Origin of the sequence: Litorimonas sp. (assembly GCA_029936425.1) — a bacterium.
Lineage (GTDB): Bacteria > Pseudomonadota > Alphaproteobacteria > Caulobacterales > Maricaulaceae > Litorimonas.
Window position 1 is genome coordinate 49,702 of sequence record JAPYSU010000011.1, and the last position, 24,685, is coordinate 74,386.

Annotated in this window: 20 protein-coding genes; 13 read left to right on the forward strand and 7 right to left on the reverse strand. The window is 48.7% G+C overall.

The annotated features are described in order from the left end of the window. Positions 1-14 precede the first annotated feature (14 nt). Positions 15-1,829 carry an ABC-F family ATP-binding cassette domain-containing protein gene (locus tag ACN0IC_RS10555; RefSeq protein WP_416878745.1) on the forward strand — a complete coding sequence of 605 codons (1,815 nt, stop codon included), beginning with the start codon at positions 15-17 and terminating at the stop codon, positions 1,827-1,829. A gap of 24 nt (positions 1,830-1,853) precedes the next feature. Here ACN0IC_RS10555 and ACN0IC_RS10560 read toward each other — a convergent pair whose 3' ends face one another. Beyond that, complete coding sequence (locus ACN0IC_RS10560) at positions 1,854-3,269, reverse strand: TadE/TadG family type IV pilus assembly protein (RefSeq protein ID WP_416878746.1); 1,416 nt, start codon at positions 3,267-3,269, stop codon at positions 1,854-1,856. 79 nt (positions 3,270-3,348) lie between these two features. Further along, positions 3,349-3,972: a YceI family protein gene (locus ACN0IC_RS10565; RefSeq protein WP_416878747.1), complete on the reverse strand. Its 624-nt coding sequence runs from the start codon at positions 3,970-3,972 to the stop codon at positions 3,349-3,351. A gap of 67 nt (positions 3,973-4,039) precedes the next feature. Here ACN0IC_RS10565 and ACN0IC_RS10570 point away from each other — a divergent pair, with 67 nt between their 5' ends. The 6 genes from ACN0IC_RS10570 (at position 4,040) to ACN0IC_RS10595 (ending at position 10,237) form a co-directional block, all read left to right on the forward strand. After that, entirely contained in the window at positions 4,040-4,846 is an 807-nt protein-coding gene (locus tag ACN0IC_RS10570) for a PPK2 family polyphosphate kinase (protein WP_416878748.1), read from the forward strand. A 2-nt stretch (positions 4,847-4,848) separates the two neighbouring features. Beyond that, positions 4,849-6,414: a glucose-6-phosphate isomerase gene (gene pgi, locus ACN0IC_RS10575; RefSeq protein ID WP_416878749.1), complete on the forward strand. Its 1,566-nt coding sequence runs from the start codon at positions 4,849-4,851 to the stop codon at positions 6,412-6,414. Between the two features lie 34 nt (positions 6,415-6,448). Continuing rightward, on the forward strand, positions 6,449-7,054 hold the full coding sequence (locus tag ACN0IC_RS10580; RefSeq protein ID WP_416878750.1) for a peptidylprolyl isomerase: 606 nt from the start codon (positions 6,449-6,451) through the stop codon (positions 7,052-7,054). A gap of 38 nt (positions 7,055-7,092) precedes the next feature. Further along, positions 7,093-8,574 (forward strand): histidine--tRNA ligase, encoded by a 1,482-nt coding sequence (gene hisS / locus ACN0IC_RS10585; protein ID WP_416878751.1) that lies wholly within the window; start codon positions 7,093-7,095, stop codon positions 8,572-8,574. 177 nt (positions 8,575-8,751) lie between these two features. Then, on the forward strand, positions 8,752-9,297 hold the full coding sequence (locus tag ACN0IC_RS10590; RefSeq protein WP_416878752.1) for a peroxiredoxin: 546 nt from the start codon (positions 8,752-8,754) through the stop codon (positions 9,295-9,297). A 244-nt stretch (positions 9,298-9,541) separates the two neighbouring features. After that, positions 9,542-10,237, forward strand: a complete 696-nt coding sequence (locus ACN0IC_RS10595) for an MBL fold metallo-hydrolase (RefSeq protein ID WP_416878753.1) — start codon at positions 9,542-9,544, stop codon at positions 10,235-10,237. A 13-nt stretch (positions 10,238-10,250) separates the two neighbouring features. On the opposite strand, the gene ACN0IC_RS10600 is transcribed toward ACN0IC_RS10595, so the two are convergent. Beyond that, complete coding sequence (locus ACN0IC_RS10600; RefSeq protein WP_416878754.1) at positions 10,251-13,394, reverse strand: intermembrane phospholipid transport protein YdbH family protein; 3,144 nt, start codon at positions 13,392-13,394, stop codon at positions 10,251-10,253. A 242-nt stretch (positions 13,395-13,636) separates the two neighbouring features. On the opposite strand from ACN0IC_RS10600, the gene ACN0IC_RS10605 reads away from it, so the two are divergent. Together ACN0IC_RS10605 and ACN0IC_RS10610 are read left to right on the forward strand one after the other, a co-directional pair. Further along, complete coding sequence (locus tag ACN0IC_RS10605; RefSeq protein ID WP_416878755.1) at positions 13,637-15,049, forward strand: M23 family metallopeptidase; 1,413 nt, start codon at positions 13,637-13,639, stop codon at positions 15,047-15,049. 92 nt (positions 15,050-15,141) lie between these two features. Next, positions 15,142-15,915, forward strand: a complete 774-nt coding sequence (locus tag ACN0IC_RS10610; RefSeq protein ID WP_416878756.1) for a DUF4282 domain-containing protein — start codon at positions 15,142-15,144, stop codon at positions 15,913-15,915. A 36-nt stretch (positions 15,916-15,951) separates the two neighbouring features. On the opposite strand, the gene clpB is transcribed toward ACN0IC_RS10610, so the two are convergent. The 4 genes from clpB to ACN0IC_RS10630 form a co-directional block, all read right to left on the reverse strand. Next, positions 15,952-18,531, reverse strand: a complete 2,580-nt coding sequence (gene clpB, locus ACN0IC_RS10615) for an ATP-dependent chaperone ClpB (RefSeq protein WP_416878757.1) — start codon at positions 18,529-18,531, stop codon at positions 15,952-15,954. A gap of 156 nt (positions 18,532-18,687) precedes the next feature. Then, positions 18,688-19,344, reverse strand: coding sequence for a DUF4167 domain-containing protein (locus tag ACN0IC_RS10620; protein ID WP_416878758.1), 657 nt, complete (start codon positions 19,342-19,344; stop codon positions 18,688-18,690). A gap of 233 nt (positions 19,345-19,577) precedes the next feature. Next, positions 19,578-20,396: a peptide chain release factor N(5)-glutamine methyltransferase gene (gene prmC / locus ACN0IC_RS10625; protein WP_416878759.1), complete on the reverse strand. Its 819-nt coding sequence runs from the start codon at positions 20,394-20,396 to the stop codon at positions 19,578-19,580. Between the two features lie 74 nt (positions 20,397-20,470). Then, complete coding sequence (locus ACN0IC_RS10630; RefSeq protein ID WP_416878760.1) at positions 20,471-21,217, reverse strand: alpha/beta fold hydrolase; 747 nt, start codon at positions 21,215-21,217, stop codon at positions 20,471-20,473. A gap of 23 nt (positions 21,218-21,240) precedes the next feature. On the opposite strand from ACN0IC_RS10630, the gene ACN0IC_RS10635 reads away from it, so the two are divergent. From ACN0IC_RS10635 to rplT, 4 genes are all read left to right on the forward strand, one after another. Further along, positions 21,241-22,386, forward strand: a complete 1,146-nt coding sequence (locus ACN0IC_RS10635; RefSeq protein WP_416878761.1) for a glycosyltransferase family 4 protein — start codon at positions 21,241-21,243, stop codon at positions 22,384-22,386. Positions 22,387-22,466: 80 nt separating this feature from the next. Further along, positions 22,467-23,006 carry a translation initiation factor IF-3 gene (infC, locus tag ACN0IC_RS10640; RefSeq protein WP_416878766.1) on the forward strand — a complete coding sequence of 180 codons (540 nt, stop codon included), beginning with the start codon at positions 22,467-22,469 and terminating at the stop codon, positions 23,004-23,006. Positions 23,007-23,230: 224 nt separating this feature from the next. After that, complete coding sequence (gene rpmI / locus ACN0IC_RS10645) at positions 23,231-23,431, forward strand: 50S ribosomal protein L35 (protein WP_121099558.1); 201 nt, start codon at positions 23,231-23,233, stop codon at positions 23,429-23,431. A 30-nt stretch (positions 23,432-23,461) separates the two neighbouring features. Beyond that, the gene (gene rplT / locus ACN0IC_RS10650) at positions 23,462-23,836 is read left to right on the forward strand and encodes a 50S ribosomal protein L20 (protein WP_416878762.1); all 375 of its coding nucleotides are present in this window, start codon (positions 23,462-23,464) and stop codon (positions 23,834-23,836) included. Positions 23,837-24,685: the final 849 nt, after the last annotated feature.

The following is a 24,685-nucleotide window of genomic DNA, read 5'->3' on the forward strand; positions in this document are numbered from 1 at the left end:
CCTAAACCCCGCACATGGCTCCACCTCTCTTAACGCTTTCCAAAATTGCTCTTACTTTTGGGAGCACGCCTTTACTGGAAGAGGCCAACCTCATGCTATATCCGCGTGAGCGTCTCTGCCTCGTGGGTCGAAACGGGTCCGGAAAATCAACCCTAATGAAAATCGCTGCAGGAATAGTGGAGCCGGACACAGGAGAGCGGTTTGTGAAGCCCGGTGTAAGTTGGCGGTATCTCCCGCAAGAGCCGGATCTATCTGCCTTTCGGACGTCCTATGACTACATTGCAGATGGGTTGATCGGGGCTGATGACGGCGCCAGAATTCCTTATCTCTTGGACGCTTTGGGGCTAAGCGGAGAAGAGAACCCGACTGTTATGAGCGGCGGAGAGATGCGCCGAGCTGCACTGGCACGGACTTTGGCACCAAATCCCGATATTCTAATGCTCGACGAGCCAACAAACCACCTAGATCTCCCGGCGATTGAATGGCTTGAAAAAGAGCTTGGCAGAAGTCAAAGCGCTATCGTTCTTATTTCCCATGACCGCCGGTTTCTAGATAACCTTTCAAAAAGAACGGTCTGGATGGATCGGGGTCAAACACGCGATCTGGATAAAGGGTTCGGTGCATTCGAGGACTGGCGGGATGAGTTTTTAGAACAGGAAGAACTCGAGCGCCATAAAATGGAACGAAAGGTTCATCGGGAACAACATTGGGTCGTCCATGGAGTTTCCGGCCGTCGTAAACGTAATGTTCGACGACTGAAAGAACTCGGAGATTTGCGTCAAACCATAAAAAATCAACGTCAGGTAGCGGGTAGCGCAAAAATTACTGTGACGGAAGCCGATAGGTCATCAAAACAAATTGTAAAACTGAACGACGTATCACACGGGTTTGATGGCAGAGCGATTGTAAAGGACCTTTCTCTTCGTATTAATCGCGGAGAACGCTTGGGGTTGATTGGACCTAATGGCGCCGGAAAAACAACTCTTCTGAAAATTATTATGGGCGAAATCACACCTGATAGCGGCGACGTTGAGCTTGGCCTCAACCTGGAGCCGCTTGTCATCGATCAAAAACGGGAGAGCCTCAACCCGGAATGGACTCTGAAAGACGCATTAACTGACGGAGCAAATGATACTGTGATGGTAGGCGGAAACGCACTTCATGTCATGCGCTATATGAAAGACTTTTTGTTCTTACCCGAACAGGCGCGGACGCCCCTTCATGCTTTGTCTGGCGGAGAACGGGGACGCCTTCAACTTGCTAGGGGGCTTCGTCTACCCAGTAATTTTCTTATACTCGACGAGCCAACAAATGATTTGGATTTGGAAACGCTTGATCTGCTTCAGGAAATGGTTTCCGACTATAATGGGACGGTTATCATCGTCAGCCATGACAGGGATTTTCTGGACCGAACCGTAACAAGGACACTTGCCTATGAAGGACCTGCTCAATGGCAGGTCTATCCGGGCGGTTACTCGGATATGGTGGCCCAGAGAGGAAGCGGCGTTCAATCCAGACGAGCTCAGGAATCCACTTCACAAACTGCCCCCACGAAATCTGAATCTCTGAAGGAAGATATAAAAAAATCCGCTCCTAAACTGTCTTATAAGCACAAGTTCCGGCTTGAAAAACTACCAAAGGAAATAGCAAATTTTGAAGAATTGATAAGTGAGCTAGAGCAGGAAATGGCTAATCCTGAACTCTATACAAAAGACCCCAAAGCCTTCGCTAAAATAAATGAGGCTTTACAGAAAACACGTTCAGCGTTGGCTACGGCGGAAGAAGAATGGCTCGAGCTTGAAATGTTACGCGAAGAGGTAGAAAATTAAAGTCTAAAACTTCATTTCTTCACCTTACTCCACAAGAATAGCTCCATCTTCGGCTCTTGGAAGAATTGGCGGCAAATCTGCCGCACGATGATTGACATTAACTTGAACACGAGACCTTTTATCACCGTCCAGATCAATCGTGTGAGCGATAAAACTTGTGGCGGGCGCTTTAGCCCCCATACGCGAGCCCTTCCCTTCAACGACGAGAGCTTGCGTCGGGAAATAGACTGTTCCCAAAACCTCCAAACTTCCTCCTCCTGATATAGTATTCGCGATAGTTTTCTTCTCTTTTTTCTTTCCCTTCTTCGCTTTTTCTTTAATTTTAGGCGACGCCATCTCCATAAAGGCCAAACCTTTTCTAGGTCCTTCTGAAGACGCTTTAACGCGCACATTCGATCCACTTTCAATTTTCAAGCGAGATTTATTTCCGGAGAAAGCAAATGTTACGTCATCGGCGACCGCTTCTGCCCCATTTTTAAAGGTCAAAGCCCCGTCTAACATGATGTAATCTCCCGGTAAGAAACGAACGCTGTGTCCGTCAACTGTCAACCCTCCGCAATAGGTTCCCGGGTAAAAGATGGCTCCGCTCCCAGTATAATTTCCAGACTCTTCAATACCTGACCCAGCCTGTCCAGGCAAACCACCCGGACTAAAACCGCCACCTTCATCGTCATCATCATCGTCATCGTCATCGTCATCGTCATCGTCATCGTCATCGTCATCATCACGGCCTTTGTTTATAATCTTCTTGAATTTCAATTCCGAGACACACTCACCAATAACTGGAGGCCTTACATGCGTATAAGGATCTTCCACCGGAAGACATTCACCCTTGGCATAAGGACTGAAAGACCCTTTTACCCCTCCGGTTGTACAGAAAGATTTGGCAACAGGCATAACGTCACTGTTGGACATGAGCGCCATATGCGAAACAGAATTCGAATGTACGGAGCAATCGGGCGCAAAAAATTCTAAACCACCCGAAAATTTGATGGCTTCATCTTCATTATCTGACAAAGCAAGAACACAAATAATATTTTGCTCTGACCTGCGAGCAGAACTTCTTGTTTTTATTTCAATCCCCTCTTCACCGAGAGCTTTGGAAATGGAAAACGGAACCACGCCAGAGGCCGTCATCGAAACCAAATCACCTTTTGTATAAGGTTCAAGGGAGATTTCAGCACGACCTGAATAATTTTCGCGGAAATGTTTGCGTGCAAGTTGTTTTTTCTGAGATTCTGAAATGCTGTTATTTGTCGCAGCTGCCAAAACTGCGTTATCTAATGCATCTTTAACAGCTTTGTGCTCGCTGGTGGCACTAGAAAAATCCAGAGCTGCGCTCGTAGCCAGAAGCAAGGGCAACGAAAAAATCGCCGTCATTATTGCATATTGCCCGTTTTCGTCTTGCCGGAAACGGGTGAATGTTTTCAAATCAAACATATCAATCCTTTTCCTTCCCCGATGCGAGAATAACAAAAAGATATAAAATAGTTATGTTGAAACAGGGTTAAATTAGTCTTTATTCTGGAGTCGCTGTAATTTGGACATTCAGCTTTATGTCACGGCTTACCCATTCGTCCGTGTTCCAAGGATCCTCCCCAATATTCCAGTGGGTTCTGTCCAAAGTCATAGAGCCTGTCATGACGACTTTTCCATCAGATTCTTTAGATGAGGATAGTGAAAAGGGCAGCTCTATGTCTCGCATTGTACCTTTCATTGAAAGCGAACCAATAGCTGAATAAGCGCCCTCTTTTGTCTCTATTATGCTATCACTCCTGAAAATGGCAACAGGATAGGACTTTGCTGAAAACCAGGCTTTCCCCGGCAAAGTATTATTTCGTTCACTGTCTCCTGCATCGGCGCTTTGAATGGGAATTTTGACTGTGACTTTGGACACATCCAGGTCGTCTGAATAAAATAAAATCTCCGCATCAAATTCAGTGAACTCGCCTTCAAATTCTTCTCCCTGTTGCTGGGCAGAAAATTTGATGAAGCTTTCTTCTTTAACCACGGTCCAGTTCGTTTCCTGTTTGGCCTCTGCCGTATCATCCTGAGCTGATGCCTGGATGAGGTCTTGTGGTTGGCCACACCCCGTCAAACATAGAGCAAAGACAGAAAACGATAAAATTCTCAAATCCAACATGTTACACCTTTTAATTTAAGGGTGTCCTGTTTACGACATTCCCAAACCTTGTTGCAGGAATTATGGCATGGCAGATATAAATACCAATGACTTTATTGTCACTGATAACAATATCCGCCTGTCTGACAGACCGACCCACGTTGGACTTTTCGACGATAAAGACGATGCCGAAGATGAAATCAAAGACAATGCCAAGGAAATAGCCGATCTGGCTCACAAACTTTATGCGGAGGCCGGGCGCTCTGTTATCATCGTTCTTCAAGGCATGGATACATCAGGTAAGGATGGTACGACCGAAGCCCTCTTTCACCGCACCCCACCCCTCAATGTCAATGTGGCGAATTTTAAAGCCCCCACAAAGAAAGAATTGGCACATGACTATCTTTGGCGCGTGCACAAGGTCTGCCCCGCCGTTGGGCAAATTACGGTTTTCAACCGAAGCCATTACGAAGATGTTCTCGTTGTAAAAGTCAAAAACTATGTCTCCGCAGACAAAATTGAACAGCGCTATGATCAAATCAATGATTTTGAACGACTATTGGTCGAGAATGACACGACGGTTTTAAAATTCATGCTCCACATCAGTCACGAGACGCAAGGTGAGCGACTACGCGAGAGGCTCGTTGAAACCCATAAACTTTGGAAATTCAATCCGGGTGATCTGGAAGACCGAGCGCTCTGGCCGGAATTTATGGACGCTTATCAAACCATGCTTCGCCGCACCTCAACGCATCACGCTCCCTGGTATGTAATTCCATCAGACAGCCGAAAAACCCGCGGCGCTATTGTCAGTTCCATCGTGCGGCAAAGTCTTGAACGAATGAACCCTCAATATCCCGACCCTGGCTTCAACCCCGAAGATTTCGAGATTTAATCATGACGTCACCCACTCAGTTTAATGGGCTAAACAAACTTGTCGAAGATATGCCTTCCATATCGGAACTTTTCGAAAAGGAGTCGGATCGCTTAGGCCGCTTTGTCATGCGCGAGGGGCCTTTACGCGCCGATTTTTCTAAACAGGCACTTTCAGGCGAAGCTCTAGACGCCCTTCTGAATATGGCTGCCAAATGTGATTTGGAAGAATGGCGCGCCAAACTCTTTGCTGGAGAATCTGTAAATACTTCAGAAGGTCGCGCCGTATTACATATGGCTCTTCGCGGCGTCGGAGGCTCTAAAGAGGTTCAAAGTGACGTCAGTCAAATGCGTCAACGCATGGCTGATTTCGCAGATAAAATCCGTAGCGAAGGCAAATTTAAGAATATCGTCCATATTGGTATCGGAGGATCGGATCTTGGACCCCGCTTAGTTGCAGATGGATTCCAAGCCAGTGCAGACCAGAGCCTTACACTTCGGTTTGCAGAAAATGTGGACGGCGCCTCAATCAACGATGCCGTTCAAGGGCTCGATCCAGCTGAAACTCTTGTGGTTATCGTCTCTAAAAGCTTCGGAACCCAGGAAACGAAAATGAACGGTGAGTCGGCTCGGGCTTGGCTAACTGCAGGGATTGGCGCCGTATCCGGAGACCATATGCTCGCCGTGACAGCCAACCGCACGCGGGCGGTTGATTTTGGCATTCGGGAAGAAAATATTTTTGATTTCTGGGATTGGGTTGGCGGGCGCTATTCCGTCTGGAGCGCCGTCGGTCTTTCTCTTCAGATCGCTTACGGCCCTGATGTATTTTCAGATTTCCTAGACGGGGCGGCCGCGATGGATGAACATTTCCGAGATCAGCCGCTGCAAGAAAACCTGCCAGTGATGATGGCTCTTGTGGGAGTTTGGAATAGAAACATTCTCAATTATTCCAGCCTGGCCGTCATTCCTTATTCCCGCCGCATTCGCAAACTGGCCGCTTTCCTCCAACAGCTGGAAATGGAGAGCAATGGCAAACGCATCACACGGGGCGGCAAAGAGGCGGGCCTCACCTGTCCCATCATCTGGGGCGATGAAGGCACGAATGGTCAGCACGCCTTTTTCCAATGGCTGCATCAGGGCCCCAGTGCCGGGAAATATGGCGGCGCGCCTGTTGATTTCGTAGCCGTGCTGAAAGACCACGAAAACCGCCCCGATCACCATATGGCTCTGCTGGCAAATTGCTTTGCCCAGTCTGAAGCGCTCATGCTTGGGAAATCTGAAGAAATTGTTCGGCAGGAATTAGGTGATAGAGACGACTTGAATGCGCTTGCCCCGCAAAAAACTTTTCCCGGCAACCGTCCGTCCACAACGATTACGTTAGATGAACTCTCCCCATTCGCACTCGGCCATTTGATTGCGCTTTATGAGCATAAGGTTTTTGTTCAAGGCGTGATCTGGAACGTAAACAGTTTCGATCAATGGGGCGTTGAGCTTGGTAAAATTCTGGCGACGACGATTCTGGACGAAATTAAATCTGGAAAGGCCGGTAATCACGATGCGAGCACAACCGCTCTCATGGGCATGGTATAATGTTCGTATCGCACATATTCTAAGGCCTACAAATATGATCCGCCTGACTTATATTTTCTTTGTTTTATTTATACTAGGACTATCAGCGTGTACGAGTTCAGTAGAACGTCCCATAGCCGTTCTCGAAACTACTCGAGGAACCATCGAAATTGAAGTCTATATCGACAAAGCGCCTATTTCTGGCGCGGACTTTATGCGTTATGTCGAAAATGGGTATTATAACGGCGAAGGATTTTATCGCGTTGTCCGGGCCGATAATGACCCTATGGAAATGGGAATGAGCTTGATTCAAGGCGGGCGCTTAGACAGTGAACCTGTGACGCCTCCGATAGAGCATGAATTAACCACTGAGACGGGGCTTTCCAATACGGAGGGCGTTGTTTCCATTGCCCGTCTTGAACCGGGAACAGGGAGCGCAACATACTTCTTCATCAATATTGGCGATAATAGCTTTCTTGATTATGGAGGCGAAAGAAACCCGGATGGTCAAGGGTATGCAACTTTTGGCAAAGTCGTTTCCGGAATGGAAGTTGTTCGCGAAATTCAAGCTATGGAAGCCAAAGGGCTCTCAGGCGATGATGTCATCACCGGTCAAATCCTGACAAATCCTGTTAAAATCACGGTCGCCTACCGTAAATAAAGGTTCACGCAAGCCGCCCACACCGCTAAAGCCCGCTCATGACCAAAAAGAAAAAAGAATTTCGACCCAAGGCCCGTCGTCCCCGTGGATTTGAGGACAAACCCGCTGAGCTTTTACGCGCAGAGCGGAAACTCATTGAGGCAGCCTTTTCTGTCTATGATATGAACGGTTTCGAACCCCTTCAAACGCCCGCTTTTGAATTTGCTGATGTCCTTGGAAAGTTTCTACCTGATGACGACCGACCCAATACAGGTGTCTTTGCACTTCAGGATGATGACGAGCAGTGGCTGTCACTTCGGTACGATTTGACCGCCCCTCTGGCCCGTTTTGTCGCCGAAAATTACGATAGCCTGGCCAAACCCTATCGCCGATATCAGGCGGGAAGTGTTTTCCGTAATGAAAAACCCGGCCCTGGCCGGTTTAGAGAATTTGTACAATGTGACGCCGATTCAGTCGGAGCCGCAGGTCCTGCCGCGGATGCCGAGATGATTATGCTTGCCGCCGAAGTCATGCGCGCTGCGGGCCTTAAAGCCGGCCAATATGCTGTCAGGGTCAATAACCGGAAGTTACTAGACGGGATTTTGGAAAGCTCAGGCGTACCTAATACAGAGGAAGGCGCCATTCAGCGACTTCAGGTTTTACGAGCCATCGACAAACTTGACCGCCTCGGTGAAGAGGGCGTCGAAGCTCTCCTTGGGGAAGGACGCGAAGACGAAAGCGGCGATTACACGGACGGCGCAAAACTCAATTCCTCTGGAATTAAAGCTGTCCTCGGTTTTACGACGGCGTCCGATGAGGATCGCGGAAAAACAATTGCCACACTTGAGAGCCTTGTCGGCCAATCTAAACGCGGGTTGGAAGGCTGCGCCGAGCTCGCCTCCATTGATAAAATCCTCACCTCCACCGGATTTGGCCCGGACCGGGTGAGTTTTGACACCTCTATTGTTCGCGGCCTCGGCTACTATACGGGCCCTGTTTTTGAAGCAGAGCTCCTTGCAGACATACGTGACCGCAAAGGCCGACCTGTCCGTATCGGCTCTATTGGCGGCGGTGGACGCTATGATGATCTGGTGTCTCGCTTCCGGGGACAACAAGTCCCTGCAACAGGTTTCAGTTTTGGCGTCTCACGCTTCCTCTCTGCACTCGAGCGTATGGACGCATTGGAAAAGAGTGTGAAACCGCCTGTTATAATCTGCGCTTTTGATAAATCCCTGATGGGTGAATATTTCAAAATGGCGGCTGAGCTCCGCGCGTCCGATATTCGCGCCGAAGTTTTCGTTGGGTCGGGAAACGTCACCAAGCAAATGAAATATGCGGATCGCCGCAATTCCCAAATCGCTGTTTTAGTCGGCAGTGATGAGATAGCCAAAGGCGAAGTAACGCTGAAAGACCTTTATGAGGGCGCGAAGGCCGCCAAAGCAATTGAGTCGAATGAAGAGTGGAAATCGACAAGGCCCGCTCAGGAAACCGTCAGCCGAAATAACTTTGTCTCAGCCGTTCAGAAAATGATGGAAGAATAGCCACTTGAATCAAATCCAAGCCGACTCCTACATTTGATATTCTTTTGGTCAAAACAAGGAAATTTTCGGCACGAAAAAGGGCAACGAGACTGCTTTACACATGAATCTAAAGATGACCCTTGAAGGAGAATTTCAGGCGCTTATATGACGCCTGAAATTCAAAAAAAGAGGAATCACATGCGTAACCGTATCCCTAATGTCACCCTTAAAACCCGCGTCAGAAACGACGCTCTCGAAGGCCCTAACCCGTTCGAGTGGAAAGAAATCGAAACCGCTGATTTTTTCGCCGGTAAAAACGTCGTCCTATTCGCCCTTCCCGGCGCGTTCACACCGACTTGCTCTATATCACACCTCCCCCGTTATGATGAGCTATACGAAGAATTTAAAGCGCAAGGCGTTGATGAAGTTGTCTGTCTGTCCGTGAACGATGCGTTCGTCATGTATAAATGGGGTCAGGATCAGGGAAATAAGAACATCTTTTTAATGCCTGATGGCTCCGGTGATTTCACTCGCAAAATGGGGATGTTGGTCAAAAAGGATAATCTGGGATTCGGCATGCGAAGCTGGCGCTACTCCATGTATGTCGAAGACGGCGAAATCAAAAAAATGTTCGCCGAAGACAGTTTCGGCGACGATTGCCCAACAGATCCCTATGAAGTGTCTGATGCCGACACCATGATGGATTGGCTAAAGAACGGCGAAGAACGTAAAAAAGCCGCTTAAAAAATAGGCGGTGCACAATGCACCGCCAGTTCGAAGGGATGTAAATCTATAAAGCCCTTTACTTAACAGCTTTGTGTCTAATACATGACAAGCCTGTAAAATTTAGATTAAAAAAGACCCGCTTGAAATATCAGGCGGGTCAAAGTTTTTGAGAGAGAGGATAACTGATCCTGACACCTTTTTAAGAACCTTCCCCTGAACCTAAGCTGAACCAAGTCTTGACCTAGATGGGCCGAACGCACACATGAAGCCTATGGCCCGTCTAGATTTAAAATTGCTTCCTGTAACTCCCTTCGCCCAGAACTGCTCTCTGCTTTATGATGTAGAGACCAAAGAAGGCGTCTTGATTGATCCGGGCGGCGAGCCTGAAAAACTCAAAACCGCCATGGAAGAAATTGGCATCACACTCAAGGAGATTTGGCTTACGCACGGACATTTGGATCATGCCGGCGGGGCGCAAACGCTTCGTGAAGATTTTGGAATTGAAGTAATTGGGCCTCATAAAGATGACCAATTTTGGATGGATGATATTGAACAGCATTGGGCGCGCTATGGCCACGCCGGAATGGGACGCAATGTTGTTCCGGATCGTTATCTCAATGACGGTGACGAATTGGAACTGAGCGGCGTAACTTTTAAAGTGGCGCATACACCTGGGCATACGCCAGGACATGTTGTCATTTACAATCAAGATATGAAAATTGCTTTCGTAGGAGATGTACTCTTTCGAGGGTCAATCGGCCGGACGGACTTTCCGAAAGGCAATCATGCGCAGCTCATCAAAAGTATTACGACTAAGCTCTGGCCTTTGGGTTCTGACATGCGCTTTGTGCCGGGCCACGGCCCGATGGGGACATTCGGCGCGGAAAGAGCCGACAATCCTTACGTCGCGGATGATGTCGTCAAACATTCGACGCCCAATACAAGCGGACCGGGATAGTAAAAAAGAATTCCTATTTTTGTTTGTCGGCTTCTTTTTTTAATAACTCTGATTTGATTTGGGAGTTGGAATTGAAACTCCGCAGAATGTTGAAGAGTTCCCCTTGAACATTGATATCAAATTCAAAGGGTTGGCCATTTAAAACTTTTTTGTTCGCTCCATTAAAGATCACCCCAAGTTCAACATCACCGTCCAAGGGGCCATCTATCGAGGCGGTCAATTCCCGATAGTTAAACTCTCTCAGAGCTTCCCGCGCCAAGTCATTATAAACGCCCTCATCCCCTGACGACCACGTGTCTAGAATCCTGTCTCCCTGAAACCTATCAGTCGCTTCTTGTGACTGCTCTGATTTAAACCGGATTATCCCCCCGTCCTTAGCTTCCAAATATCCATCATCGACCAACACGTTCAAGCCTCTTACGACAATCGGAAATACGCCTCTTACGGTTCCTGTGGCTTCCAATTTTTCATTTCCAACAGATTGGAGAAGTTCATCTATTGAAATATCGTTTAGACGCATGACAACCCTGTTTTCGTCCGCGCCGTAGCGCCATGTAAATGGGTCCAGTTCGAACGCTCCGACATTCAAGGGCCATTGGGCGCTGTAGATTTTTACGCCTTCGGGAACGAGTTCATATTCGATTGTCCCATCTTCCAGCGGTATGCCCGGATCAAAATTCTCTACGGTCATGACTTGGCGGCCCGCTGTCTGAAACGGCATTAAAGAAGAAAATTCAATTTGAGTATTAAGCCCCTCTACTGGGCCCGGAGCGGTACCAAAATTCATATCCATAATATTGAGTACTCCGCCCGACCCCTGGATTTCGCCATTTGCAAAACTAACCTCCATATCGGCAGAGATTGTGCCTTCTACAGCCGCCACTTTACCCGCGAGCGCGGGGGCGATAGTTTGCGGCTGCAAGCCTCCCGTTTTGAATGTCAGACTTTCCAGAACCGCCTGCGCTGACCCAGCCCCGTCTTTAAAGCTATACTCTATATTGAGCGGCGTGTTATTTGCTTTAGGAATTCGGGCTACGGCGTCTCCGGTAAATTCCCCCTCTGCAAATCGAACCGTGCCTGAAAAAGGCCAGTTTGGAATATCCATGGTTTCCGATTTGAAGATGCCTCCAGAATGTTCAGCTTTATACTCTGCCGGTGTCCCCTGCGCATGAACCTTCATCCCATTTACGCGGACTTGCGGCACAGAAACATCAATAGAATCTGAGTTAAAATCAAAAATGATATTGTCGTTACTCCGCAGCACCGAAAGCGTGCCTCTCGGCACTTGAGCAGACGTGCCTTGCACCGGAAAATTGTCAGATTGGATATCGGCATTATCAAATATGATAGTCCAGTTCTGATAGCCCGATTGTGTGTTTAGAGCGCCTTTCGCTTGGGCCGCCTCAAGCTCCATGTCAAAATTGCGTTCATCCAATTTATTTAAAGCATTGAACCGAACATTTTCCAGGCCAGCCGCAATTTTGGCTTTGTTTCCGGTCAGCGAAAAAATATTGTTTCCATCTGCCAAATCCAAAGTGATGTTTTGCAAGTCCCAGTCGGTTTCGGTTTCAAAATACCCAATATTCACTCTGGGCCTATTCGGAGCATAGGACAGCATCAGGCCCTGCTCACCGCTAGGAGGAAGACGTAAGTTTACACGTCCTGCAGTCTCAAAACCTTTCACATAGCCACCAGGAATTCGCCCATCGAAATTCACCCCGCCTGTTATATTCAGACGACGCGCTGTTTCGGCTTGATAATCAATGACTGCCTCAAATGGTGCCAGCCGGGTAGGTTCTTTATCAGACACGACCTTCCAGGACTCGATCGTATTCATATTTCCTAAAAACTTGGTTATATTCGATAATTGCCATCCACTTACCGTATCCGCTTCTATCCGTGTATTTTTCAATGTCATCGGCACAGGCCGATTGAGAGCTGCGTCAAAAGAAAGCGTCAGATCATCGGTTATACGGTTCCAACTATAGATTGGTTGATCTGTCCCACTTATTTCTAATTCTATATTGTTCTGCAAAGCGTCCAATGGGTTCATCAGAGTGATGACCGCCTTTTCGTTTTGGAAATTTATGTCAGCTGTCGTCTTAATTGATGACTGCTTTAACAGTCTTTCCAAAGTTTTTGTCAGAGAGGGCGCAAAATGTTGCGCAATCGGCGTGCTGGACAAAGGATCTGATAAGGTTAGCATTTGCGCGAGGTTTTTAGCCCGAGTTTCGTCTGCGAATGTAAACTGCTCTGTTGAAAGGTCTATCTGGCCATCCAGCCCTATTGGCGAGTTCAAATCCGTTTGGCGCGTAATTTGTCCGCCCCAAACAAATTGACTTTCATCCAATGTAAAGGGCGCCGTCTCCAGGCGGACTGCTGTCCCCTCTATATCGCCGGCAAATGTCATATCCAGTGTTTCAAGCTCAATGGGCAATGTCGTATTGGCCATCAAAGCCCCCTTAACTTCAAGTGTGGCTTCGTTAAGGTTTAGGTCGTTGCGGGACAGGCTTTGCAATCGAATGAGAGAGTCTATCTCCTTTTTATCGCCCTTCACATCAAGGTCCAGCCGCGCGCTACCTGTGAGCGCCCAGTCTTTATAATTCAAATCCGTTTTATCAATGACCAGGGTCGCTTCGAACTGATCCGTTTCGCGGATAGAGGCGCTCATAGAAATCTCCGGTGAGCCGTAAGGCGTTTCCAGATTGAAAGTCGCGTCTTCGATAAAGAAGCCGCTCTCTGGAATAGAGAGGCCGCCGGGAGAGCTCTCGCTTTCCGGCGGTAGCCATCCATCTGTAATCTTGAAGTTTTCGTCCAAAGTAATCCGAGCCGTAGGTGCCACTAGGCGGAGGCGTTTCATATTACCTTGTAACGCTTCCTTTAAAACATAGTCGGCCTCAATGCGCTTCGCGGTGAAAAATGGTTTTCTTTCAGATTGATAGGTGAGCTCGACATTATCAACTTGCAGCGTATCAAAGTTCGCTCTTTTTATGGAGAGCTGAGCTTCGATGCCGCGTTCTTCCAAGGTGGTGATGGCATATTGCTCTAAGACCGAATAGCGGTTTGACCAAATCCAGGCCGCCACAAAAACCCCGGCGATGAATACACCAAGCAATATAGCGCCTACCCACTTCCAGACGGGCTTACTCTTACTCATGGACGGCCCCGACTTTGAACCCTTGGATGTAATTCCCGGCTGAAATGACATTCTTAATTGCTAAACTCTCGCTCGTTTGGTTTATTCCTCCATACGCTGTGCAAAGTAACAGGACTATAAAAACTTCGTAAGTTTACGAATTGACTGCACTGAGTTAACTATAGATTAGGGATAAATGGGGAGTATTGGGGCTATCCTTTTGTTCACGGGTAAAAGGTTTTAATTCCGAGAAGGGTTTTTGTATGTCTGAGTCTGATTACCAAGCCAAAACGTCAAGCAAATTGAGTGCGTTGAAAACAGGATTGTTAATCAGGGCGACAGCCTTTCGGGATTTTTCTCACACAATCATACCAAAGCAAAACCAAATGAAATTTTTGGGAGTGGCCGGATTGGTGGCTTTTTCAGGTTTCTTTATCCTGCCCGATAACAACACGAAAACTGTTGAAGCCGCAGAGACGCCATCATTACCGATATCAAATATTGATTTGACGCGTTACGACCTTGCCTTGGATGAGGATTTTGCGTCGGCCCCAGTTGAGCAAATGACATTGACGATTGAGTCGGGTGACAGCTTAGGCCCGCTCCTTCAAGATAACGGCCTGTCAGGAAATGAAGCTTATCGCGTGACGGAAGCTTTTGCTGAAGTCTACCCCCCTCGCAAGGTGCGTGTCGGACAAAAGTTCAGTCTGTATTTTCAGGATGGCATGCTTCAAAATTTGATCTTCCGCCCGACAGTCGAAAAAACAGTTTTTGTTGACAGGCAGGATGACAGCTTTAGCGCACGGGAAGTCTCTGCTGAATTCAAATATGAAACTGTGGGTGTAAGGGCGAAAATCGATAATTCCCTTTACCTCGATGCCACGCGTCTGGGCGCGCCTGATAAAGTCGTTGCTCAATTTGCCAGTATTTATGAGTATTCAGTTGATTTCCAACGAGACATCCAACCCGGCGACGAGTTTGAAATGTTCTTTGAAGTGGCCCGCGACCGTAAAGGCGAGATCATCAAAGCAGGTGACCTTCTTTACACAAGCTTTTCTCCACGCGGAAAAACATCCAGCTATTGGCTCTACGAAGATTCTGAAGGCCTGGAAAATTTCTATGATTTGGATGGTAAAACCGCCAAACGGAAACTGCGAACCACACCGATAAACGGAGCCCGTCTGTCCTCCAGCTTTGGACGACGTAAGCACCCTATCCTAGGCTACACAAAGATGCATAGCGGGACTGATTTTGCAGCGCCTCGCGGGACGCCAATTATGGCCGCCGGGTCAGGCATTGTCGAACGTGCAAACCGTTATGGCAGTTTTGGGAATTATATTCGCATCCGTCACACGGACGGATATAAAACGGCCTATGCGCATATGAGCAAATTTGCCAATGGCGTTCGAGCCGGTAGCCGAGTTACCCAAGACCAAATCATCGGCTATGTCGGGACCACCGGCCGTTCAACTGGTCCTCATCTTCATTATGAAGTTATGCATCACGGCAAAAAAATTAACCCAAGCCGCTTGTCTCAGCTAGACGGAAAACCTCTCGCAAAGTCTGAAATGGCGGCCTTTGCCGAACGCCGGGCCGAGATCGAAACTCTCAGAGCCTCTTCCGAGATCATTACACCTGCTCCAGAACTTTCGGTTATGGCGGATGTGGCCCCTTAAAGAGACCGCATTAAGCACAGTTTGAAAGCTCTATTGATTAAATCACGGCAAGAGTTAAAATCATTCCGTATTTAACAATAGGGCTCAATACTGTGAAGAATTTCATCAATTTCTTTTTCTCTTTCGATAAATTACTGAAAGAAAAACTCGTTATCCCTTTCTTTTGGCTCGCCATCATAGTTTGGGGGCTATCATTCTTTTCGACGGCTTTGGACAATATCCAGCTAGATCCATTAGCGGCTTTTGTTAGCTTTATAAATTTCTTTGCCTCGATTTTATTGGCGCTTGTCACAATTCGTCTCTTTTCGGAGCTCGCCGTCGCTGTCTTTCGGATCAATGATAATTTGTCTCCTGACGGTGGAAAGTCTGAATCCGCCGATATTGATATCATGAAGGAGACACGAAAAGCTGCTGAGGCCGCCTCACAGAGAGCTAGAAACTTCACACAAAGCGCTTCAGAAAAAACCCGTACATCCTTCGAGGACGCAAAAGATAGTTTTGAAGATTTGTCGGAAAATGTGAAGCAAAAGACTGGTACAGCAAAATCGTCTTCGACATCAAAAAATGAAGAAGTTATGGGTAAAGGCTCTAATCCTAAAGAGTCTCAGGATCCAACACCTACTAAAATCCTGGAACCCACAGCTAAGCCAAAAACACGGAAAACGTCGCCTGCGGCCAAGACGGCGCATAAAGCTAAGGCGGCCAGTACCAAACCTGCTACCAAAAAGGCAAGCCCGTCAAAGTCGGCAGCCCCGAAAAAACGGGGCCCGAAACCAGGTTCCAAAGCCCCCAGGGATAAAGATGGAAACTTACTTAAAAAAGACGGAACGCCGAGAAAAAAACCGGGTCCCAAAACAAAAAAATAGGAAAGACAAACCCCGCTTCAAAGCGGGGTTTATTTTTTAAGCTTTAGCAATGTGAATTTTTTTGCCTTTTAAGGTCACCTCAATTTTGTCTCCATCCGCTATACGCCCGGCCAATAGCTCTCGCGCCAGTTCATCTTGTACGTTTTTCTGAATAACTCGTTTCAAAGGTCGAGCCCCGTATGACGGATCATAGCCTTGCTTTCCGAGCCAATCGCGCGCTTCATCAGATAACTCCAGAATAATCGATTTATCTTTCAGCCACCCCTGCAGGCGCTTAATCTGAATATCGACAATTGCGCCCATATGTTCGGGCTTAAGGCGCTCGAATAACAAGATTTCATCCAGTCTATTCAAAAATTCCGGACGGAAATGCGCATTAACCTCGGCCATAACGCCGACTCTCGCCGCATTCACATTTTCTCCTTCGCCCAGATTGAGAAGATGCTGCGACCCAATGTTAGACGTCATGATAATAAGCGTATTTCGGAAATCTACCGTTCGCCCCTGCCCGTCCGTTAAGCGCCCATCATCAAGAACCTGCAGGAGCACATTGAACACATCGGGATGCGCTTTCTCGATCTCGTCAAACAAGACAACCTGATAGGGGCGGCGACGCACAGCTTCCGTCAAAGCGCCGCCCTCATCATAACCCACATAGCCGGGAGGTGCACCAATGAGGCGCGCGACCGAATGTTTTTCCATATATTCTGACATGTCCATGCGCGTAATTGCCTGGTCATCGTCAAACATGAAACCGGCCAAAGCTTTGGTAAGTTCTGTTTTACCAACACCTGTCGGCCCGAGGAACATGAAACTTCCGATTGGCCGCGCGGGGTCACGCAGACCAGCCCTGGCCCGGCGCACCGCGTCTGAAACTGCGGCAACAGCCCGGTTCTGTCCGACCACTCGGGCGCTCAGAATATCTTCCATCTGGAGTAGCTTGTCGCGTTCGCCTTCAAGCATTTTCTCAACTGGAACCCCTGTCCAGCGGGACACGACAGCCGCGATTGTTTCTGATGAAACGGTTTCAGATGCGAGCGCGGACTCATCCGTATTTTGGCTTTCCAATTCCTTAACCTTGTCTTCGAGCGAAGGAATGTCTTCGTGTTGAAGTCGTCCGGCGGTTTCATAATCCCCGCGACGGACAGCGTCTTGCAGCTGAAAACGAGCCTGATCCAAACGCTCTTTCACATCGGTCGCTGAAGCCAATTTGGACTTTTCCGACTGCCAAGCAGAGGTCAGCTCGTCAGACTGAGATTTCAACTCAGCAATCTCTGACATACGTTTTTTCAAACGCTCCTTAGACGCTTTATCCGTCTCTTTTTTCAAAGCCTCGACTTCGATTTTCAGTTGAACCAGACGGCGGTCAATTTCGTCTAGGGCTTCTGGTTTACTATCTACCTGCATCCGAAGACGCGATGCCGCTTCGTCCATAAGATCAATTGCTTTATCCGGTAGAAACCGGTCGGTGATATAGCGGTTGGACAGCTGAGCGGCGGACACAATGGCAGAATCGGAAATTCTAATGCCGTGGTGAACTTCGTATTTTTCTTTCAGTCCCCGCAAAATAGATATTGTGTCTTCCACTGTCGGTTCCGTGACAAAAACTGTCAAAAACCGGCGTGCGAGCGCCGCATCTTTTTCAAGGTGTTTCCGATACTCGTCGAGCGTAGTCGCGCCGACGCAATGTAGCTCTCCGCGGGCCAATGCAGGCTTCAACAGATTGGCTGCGTCCATCGCGCCATCGGTTTTACCCGCTCCGACAAGAGTGTGTATCTCATCAATGAAGAGTATAATTTTGCCGTCGGCTTGCTCGACTTCTTTCAGAACAGCTTTGAGGCGTTCTTCAAATTCGCCTCTATATTTTGCCCCGGCGATCAGAGACCCCATATCAAGGGCAAGCAGGCGTTTATCCCGAATGCTTTCCGGAACATCGCCTGACACGATACGATTGGCCAGACCTTCCGCGATCGCTGTCTTCCCGACCCCCGGCTCTCCAATCAAAAGCGGATTATTTTTAGACCGACGAGACAAAACTTGGATTGTGCGGCGAATTTCTTCGTCGCGGCCTATCACCGGATCAAGCTTACCATCCCGGGACGCCTGCGTCAGATCACGGGCATATTTAGACAAAGCGTCAAATTGATCCTCGGCCGCATCCGAGATGACTGGATCATTTGTTTTTCGCACAGACTTGATAGCCTCCTGTAAACGGGAATTGTCAATATTCGCGACATCCAATGCCTGTCGCAGGTCTTTGTCAGCATTCAATATAGTCGCAAGCAGAAGCCGCTCTACCGTGACAAAAGCGTCTCCGGCAGCTTTAGCTGACTTTTCGGCATTGGCAAAAATCTTGGCGCTATCTTTAGAGAGTGACAAACCTGAGCCGCCCTGCACTTGGGGCAATTTCCCTAAGCCATTCGAAACTGCATTTTCCAACGCGCTGACTTCTGCGCCTGACATTTGTATAAGGTTGCGCGGTAAGCTTCCGTCTTCCTGCAATAAAGCCGACATTATATGTAAAGGCACAAGCTGCTGGTGGTCGCGAGTAAGAGCTTCCGTTTGAGCAGATTGAATGACACTTCGCCCTCTTTGAGTATAAGCCTGAATATCCATTTTTAGTCCTGTTCAACTCTTTTAAAGTTAAGTCTGGTAATCTTCCTTATTGCTCATGTAGGATTTTATTCCTTTATCACAAGAGTGGACCTATCCTAAGATATAAAAAAACCCGACAAAACTGCCGGGTCATTTTGTTTTAAGCTGTGAAACACCTTACTCGGCGGCAATAAAGTTTTCGCTGTCGTCATTTCGTGTTGGGGCTTTCCGGCGACGTTTCGGTTTTTCCTCAGTTTCCGATGACGAGTCACTTGTTTCAATCTCTTTTTGTTTCTTGGAGCTACGCTTGCGTTTTGGCTTTTCGCCTTCGGGCGTGACAACTTCCAACCCCTCAGGTGTGCTCTGAGAGCTTTCTTTGTCAGATTTTTTCTTTTTCTTACGTTCTTTATTTTCGTTCTTATCGTCAGAGTTTTTAGAAGAGTCACTCTGATCGTTGTTATTTTGATCATTATTGTTCTGACGACGGGAGTTTGACTGACGGCCGCGTGAGTTTCTCTGCGAATTATTATCGTCATTGCTGTCGCTATCATCGTCTTTGGAACTATTACGGGCGGCCCTGGCCTCTTGGGCGGCCTGTTTCGCGGCTTCCTGAGCGTTCAGAAGACGGAGATAATGCTCTGCATGCTGACGATAATTTTCAGCTTTGACTCGATTGCCCGAGCTTGCAGCATCACGGGCCAAAGTGGTGTATTTATCGTAAATTGTGCTGGCGCTGCCGCGCACTTTTACGTCTGGTCCATTACTGTCCATAGACCGATTACTATTATTATTGTTGTTATTCTTATTACGATTACGACCGCGCTGACGCTTCATGATCTTGTCCTATACGGATGTTTTATCGTCCACACTCTGTCTTCACTCAAGCTGAATGAAACAGACAAACGACAGGGCCTAATTATTTTTAAAAAGGCATTTCTAATGGGGCAATCTGCGGTGTTCCTATTATTCAAACATTATTGTCGAATCTTTTGGTGGAACCAACTTCGCCTTGCCTATTGGGCGTAGCAAAGTCAGGGCCCGTCGCAAAGCTTTTTTTATGTTAAATTTCAGCTTGGTTTCTTTCCGCCGACGCAGCGGTCTCGACCAGATAAATCCTTGTGCACTTCGATCTCAATAAATTGGTTTTTCTCGAACAGAGATTGTACGGCTTCCGACTGGTCATAGCCGATTTCAACCCAAAGAGACCCGCCCGGAGCAAGAAAGTCTTTGGCCGTTCCTGTAATCTGCCGATAGGCAGTCAAACCATCCCTCCCGCCTCGCAAGGAAATATCAGGATCGTATTCAAGAACTTCGCTTTCCAGACCTGCCATCGCCTCGTCTGAAATATAAGGAGGATTGGAAACAATAAGATCATAACTTCCGGTGACATTTTCGAACCAACTGCTTTGGATGAATTCCACTCTGTCCGAAACGCCCAGTAAATCCGCATTTTCTTGGGCGATATTCAGAGCCTGAACTGAAATGTCGACACCTAGACCTTTCAGGTCTTGGCGCTCTGCAAGCAATGATACGATTATCGCGCCTGAACCCGTCCCAAGGTCAAGACAGACAGGAGATTTTTTCACTTTGAGAGCATTGAGAGCAAGACGAACTAAGTTTTCAGTGTCTTCCCGAGGAGAAAGCACATCTTTCGTGACCTTAAAGCGCCGCCCGAAAAACTCTCTCCATCCCAGGATGGCGTCAACGGGCTCACCGGAAAGGCGCCGCGCCTCGAAATCAGAAACTTTTTCTAAATCTTCCGAGGCAAGAAAAGAAGAGTCGCCCAAAATGATATCTGTTCTGGTCTTGCCCGTCGCGGCCATAACCAGCTCCAAAGCTTCCTGTTCAGCGAAGGCTAGACCCGCTTGACGAAAATTTTTTTCCACGAGTTTTTTCGCAGACCTTGCCGTAAGCTGAGAATATCGCGTCGGCTCAGATTTCTGCTGTGATGGCGGAAGCATTAATCGAGCAGACCGCTTAGAGTCACGCTCAAGAGTTTCAAATCTTGCTCGCGCGACAGACTATGATCCCCGCCTTTTACCAAGGTGTAAGTTACGTCCTCACTCTCAATTGCGTTTACAATACGCTGGCTGTGCTTGGGAGGCACGACAGTATCTTCCGCCCCCTGCAGTATCCGGATGGGACATTTCAGAGCGATAGGCGCGTCTAATATCTGCCGCGCGCGACCATCCTCAATCAGTTCTTTAGAATAGGCGTAAGGCTCTTCATATCCCGAAGCCTCATAAACCACTCCTTTTTCAAGGAGATCAGCTTTTTGGCCGTCCGTCCAGCTTGCATAAGTCAGCTTTTCGGTAAAATCCGGCGCGGGATTTATCAAAACCATTGCCTTCACACGGTCTTTTAGCTCCATCGCTGCCAAAAGGCCGGCCCATCCCCCCATGGAAGACCCCACCAAGATACACTCTCCCTCGGTAAGCTCGTCGAGAATGGACACTGTATCGGACGCCCACCGACTTATTGTGCCGTTGGTGAATTCACCGTCGCTCAGTCCATGACCAAAATAATCAAAACGAATATATGCGTGTCCGGTCTGCTTCGCCCAGTCTTCCAGATATATCGCTTTTGATCCTTCCATGTCAGATTTCAGTCCCCCGCACCAAATAATTGTCGGACTCTTTCCTTTAACTTTGCGGTAGGCCAGTTTTGTTCCGTCGGAAAGATTTAGAAAGTCGGGTGCGTTGGTCATCAATTTCCTTTAAAGCCTAAAATATGAGTCTGAACCAGACGGATAAACCTGTAATACGCGTCCTGCAAATTCTTCCTGCGTTGGAAGCAGGAGGCGTTGAACGGACGACCGTAGATATAGTGGAAGCCCTCACCTCTCGCGGTCACGCCGCTCATGTGCTTTCCGCAGGTGGACGCTTGGAAAAAGAGATAGAGGAGTTGGGTGGCCAGCTCCATACCTCTCCAGTGGGCAGTAAAAACATACTGACCATCATTTCGCGTATCTTCCAAATTCGAAAACTGATCAAAGACAACGACATCAATATTGTTCACGCCCGATCCCGCGCCCCCGCTTGGCCGGCCTATTTTGCTGCGAAGCTGACTCGTACGCCCTTCGTTACAACCTATCACGGCATTTATAATGCCAAGACCTGGCCTAAACGATTTTATAATTCCATCATGGCCCGGGGGAATGCGGTCATTGCCAATTCAACCTTTACCCGGGATCACATTGTGAAAGTTCATGGCCTGAACAAGGACAGCATTGCCGTGATTCCACGCGGCGTTGATATGGACCAATTCGATCCCATAAAAGTTAGTCATGACGCTGTCACGGATCAACGCAATCTCTGGGGCGGGCCACATGATAAATTTATTGTTCTCCCCGGTCGTTTGACACGTTGGAAGGGGCAATTGGATGCTGTTGACGCTCTCGCAGACCTTCCAAATTCTTGCCGTCTCATTCTCGTCGGGGACGCACAAGGGCGGGACAATTATGTTTCTGAGATTGAAGACCGGATAAAGGCTTTGAAGTTGGGCGGCAGGGTCACGATAGAAGGCCACCGCTCTGACATGCCTCTCATTTACGCCAGCGCGCATGTTGTCCTGAGCGCGTCCAATGAACCCGAAGCCTTTGGCCGGGTCGCGGCGGAGGCCCAGGCAATGGGCCGCCCCGTTGTGGCAACGGCTCTCGGGGGCGCTTTGGAGACGGTCGAAGACGGAAAAACCGGATGGCTCGTGCCCGCCGGAGATTTGGAGGCCATGGCCAAGGCGATAAAGCGGGCTCTGGCCTGGCCGGCCTATGATTCGAGACACGCCAGAACCCGAATAATGCGCTATTTTTCCCGAAAATCTCTCCAGGCGCGCGTTTTGGCTGTCTATTCGGAACTTCTGACAGCAAAAAACCGTTAAGTCAGCTAAGCATAACCCTTGAATATATCGGCTATTGCCGCCATATTCTTGTCCACTTTAATAACCTTAGGAGAATTCACATCGCCAGACGCCCATTAGCTGCCCCGCCGTCCAAGAAGCCAAAGGGGCCGCGCATCAACAGGGACATTACCGCCTCAAAAGTCTTGCTCATCATGGAAGACGGAGAAAAGCGCGGTGTCGTTCCCATCGAAGAAGCCCTCGCCGCCGCCAGCGCCGCTGGTTTGGATCTCGTCGAAGTGGCCCCAAATGACACCCCGGTCTGCAAGGTTCTCGACTACGGGAAAATGCGCTTTGAAAACCAGAAGAAGAAAGCGGCGAACCGTAAGAATCAACGCACCCAAGCCCTCAAAGAAATCAAAATGCGGCCGAATATCGATACGCATGATTACGAGGTCAAAACCAAAGCCATGAACAAATTCTTTGACCGCGGCGATAAGGTCAAAGTGACCGTCCGCTTCCGGGGCCGTGAAATGGCGCATATGGATCGCGGCATGGACCTCCTCGCCCGGGTGAAAGAAGACTTCGCTGAAATGGCCAAGGTCGAATTCGAGCCCAAAACCGAGGGCCGGATGATGACCATGGTTCTCGCGCCGCGCTAATCTCCTACGTCTAAATTTACCTAGCCTCCCGTCATTTTACGCCGGGAGCCTATCCCTCAACGTGCACAGCATAGCTTGACCTCTGGTCACGAACGCTTATAAGGCGCGACTTCCGGTGAAAGCCGGAATAACTGCAGCAGATCGGGCTAAAGGCATGCCTGACTGCTCTAAAGGCAGCGCCGCACTCCGGGTCTGGAGACACGGCGCAAATCAAGGAGACCGAAATGCCAAAAATGAAGACCAAATCAGGCGCCAAAAAGCGCTTCAAAATCACCTCCAGTGGTAAAGTGAAAGCTGGCCAGGCCGGTAAACGTCACGGAATGATCAAACGCACGAATGACCAAATTCGTAAGCTTCGCGGCACAACAGTCCTGAAAGACTGCGACGCCAAGCGTATCAAAAAATCATTCATGCCAAACGGCTAATCGCCGCCCTTTCTATTCTGGAGTAATATTATGTCACGAGTAAAACGCGGCGTCACAAAACACGCACGTCATAAAAAAGTTATTGATGCGGCTTCCGGCTATCGCGGTCGCCGTAAGAACACTTTCCGTATTGCCAATCAGGCGGTCGAAAAAGCTGGTCAGTATGCCTATATCGGCCGGAAGCTGAAAAAGCGTCAGTTCCGCGCCCTCTGGATCCAGCGGATCAACGCGGCGGCCCGCCTTCACGGCATGACCTATGGCCGTTTCATGGACGGATTGAAAAAAGCCGGCATCTCTCTGGACCGTAAAGTCCTGGCCGACATGGCCGGAAACGAGCCCGAGAGCTTCAAGGCTCTGGTTGAAACCGCCCAGAAAAATGCGAGCCAGCCCCACACTGTTAAATAAAATTTTCAACAGACCAGATTTTTCGAAAGCTCCCGCAAGGGGGCTTTTTTGTTTGTGTCATGAGCTTTCCTTTCATAATTTGCGAGGGTGATCCCGGCTTAGAGTGGCGAACAAATCCCACAACATTGTCACCCCGACGCAGGCAAGGCCTGCCCGGTGCCGTGCCTTAAGCTTGGCCACTTGATGCGAGAAAGACGTTCTCACGCCGAACCGACAAGGCACATTACCGGGCGACTTAAAAGTCGCGTCGGTATGACAAGGTGAGAGAGGTTTGCTCTCCTATTATTTCTGTCATTCCGCACAAGCCCGAAGGGTGCCGATGCGGAAGGCCGAGAGGTTGTGAGCCATCTCTGCAGCATCGTCATTGCAAGACCCCGTTCTTGCAATCCATCTCCAGAGATTTCAGATGGGTCATAAGGAGATAGATATCATGATGTGTTGGCATAGCACGCCTCTTCACGCTTCTATTAAATGGCTAGGACTGGGAGATGGATTACAAGAACAAGTCTTGTAATGACGGGGGTAGAAAGTTAAGTCCACAGTTTCTAAAGTGTGCATCGCCCAAGCGTTCCTTCCTGCTCGCCATCGGGGGCGGAGCTTTGGCGTTCGTCCTTGAATAAAGTGGACAGCCCGCGTGACGGCCCCCGCGATGGAGACCAAGGGAAATATGTTTTACGCGACAACCGTCACGCGGCGGCGGTTTATATCGCAGCGGCCTTGTAGCGATCCTCCTGTGTCGGAGGTCGTCCGCAGTCTAAGGTCTCGGTCTCTGTCTTCCGGGTAGTCTCGAAAGAAAGAGGTTAGAGCCTCGAGCGTCAGGCACGCGCCTTGATAGACCCGGATCCGTCC

Coding starts and splice junctions, on each gene's coding strand:
- ACN0IC_RS10555 (WP_416878745.1), top strand. CDS start 15: ATGGCTCCACCTCTCTTAACGCTTTCCAAAATTGCTCTTACTTTTGGG.
- ACN0IC_RS10560 (WP_416878746.1), bottom strand. CDS start 3,269: ATGTTTGATTTGAAAACATTCACCCGTTTCCGGCAAGACGAAAACGGG.
- ACN0IC_RS10565 (WP_416878747.1), bottom strand. CDS start 3,972: ATGTTGGATTTGAGAATTTTATCGTTTTCTGTCTTTGCTCTATGTTTG.
- ACN0IC_RS10570 (WP_416878748.1), top strand. CDS start 4,040: ATGGCAGATATAAATACCAATGACTTTATTGTCACTGATAACAATATC.
- pgi (WP_416878749.1), top strand. CDS start 4,849: ATGACGTCACCCACTCAGTTTAATGGGCTAAACAAACTTGTCGAAGAT.
- ACN0IC_RS10580 (WP_416878750.1), top strand. CDS start 6,449: ATGATCCGCCTGACTTATATTTTCTTTGTTTTATTTATACTAGGACTA.
- hisS (WP_416878751.1), top strand. CDS start 7,093: ATGACCAAAAAGAAAAAAGAATTTCGACCCAAGGCCCGTCGTCCCCGT.
- ACN0IC_RS10590 (WP_416878752.1), top strand. CDS start 8,752: ATGCGTAACCGTATCCCTAATGTCACCCTTAAAACCCGCGTCAGAAAC.
- ACN0IC_RS10595 (WP_416878753.1), top strand. CDS start 9,542: ATGAAGCCTATGGCCCGTCTAGATTTAAAATTGCTTCCTGTAACTCCC.
- ACN0IC_RS10600 (WP_416878754.1), bottom strand. CDS start 13,394: ATGAGTAAGAGTAAGCCCGTCTGGAAGTGGGTAGGCGCTATATTGCTT.
- ACN0IC_RS10605 (WP_416878755.1), top strand. CDS start 13,637: ATGTCTGAGTCTGATTACCAAGCCAAAACGTCAAGCAAATTGAGTGCG.
- clpB (WP_416878757.1), bottom strand. CDS start 18,531: ATGGATATTCAGGCTTATACTCAAAGAGGGCGAAGTGTCATTCAATCT.
- ACN0IC_RS10620 (WP_416878758.1), bottom strand. CDS start 19,344: ATGAAGCGTCAGCGCGGTCGTAATCGTAATAAGAATAACAACAATAAT.
- ACN0IC_RS10630 (WP_416878760.1), bottom strand. CDS start 21,217: ATGACCAACGCACCCGACTTTCTAAATCTTTCCGACGGAACAAAACTG.
- ACN0IC_RS10635 (WP_416878761.1), top strand. CDS start 21,241: ATGAGTCTGAACCAGACGGATAAACCTGTAATACGCGTCCTGCAAATT.
- rpmI (WP_121099558.1), top strand. CDS start 23,231: ATGCCAAAAATGAAGACCAAATCAGGCGCCAAAAAGCGCTTCAAAATC.
- rplT (WP_416878762.1), top strand. CDS start 23,462: ATGTCACGAGTAAAACGCGGCGTCACAAAACACGCACGTCATAAAAAA.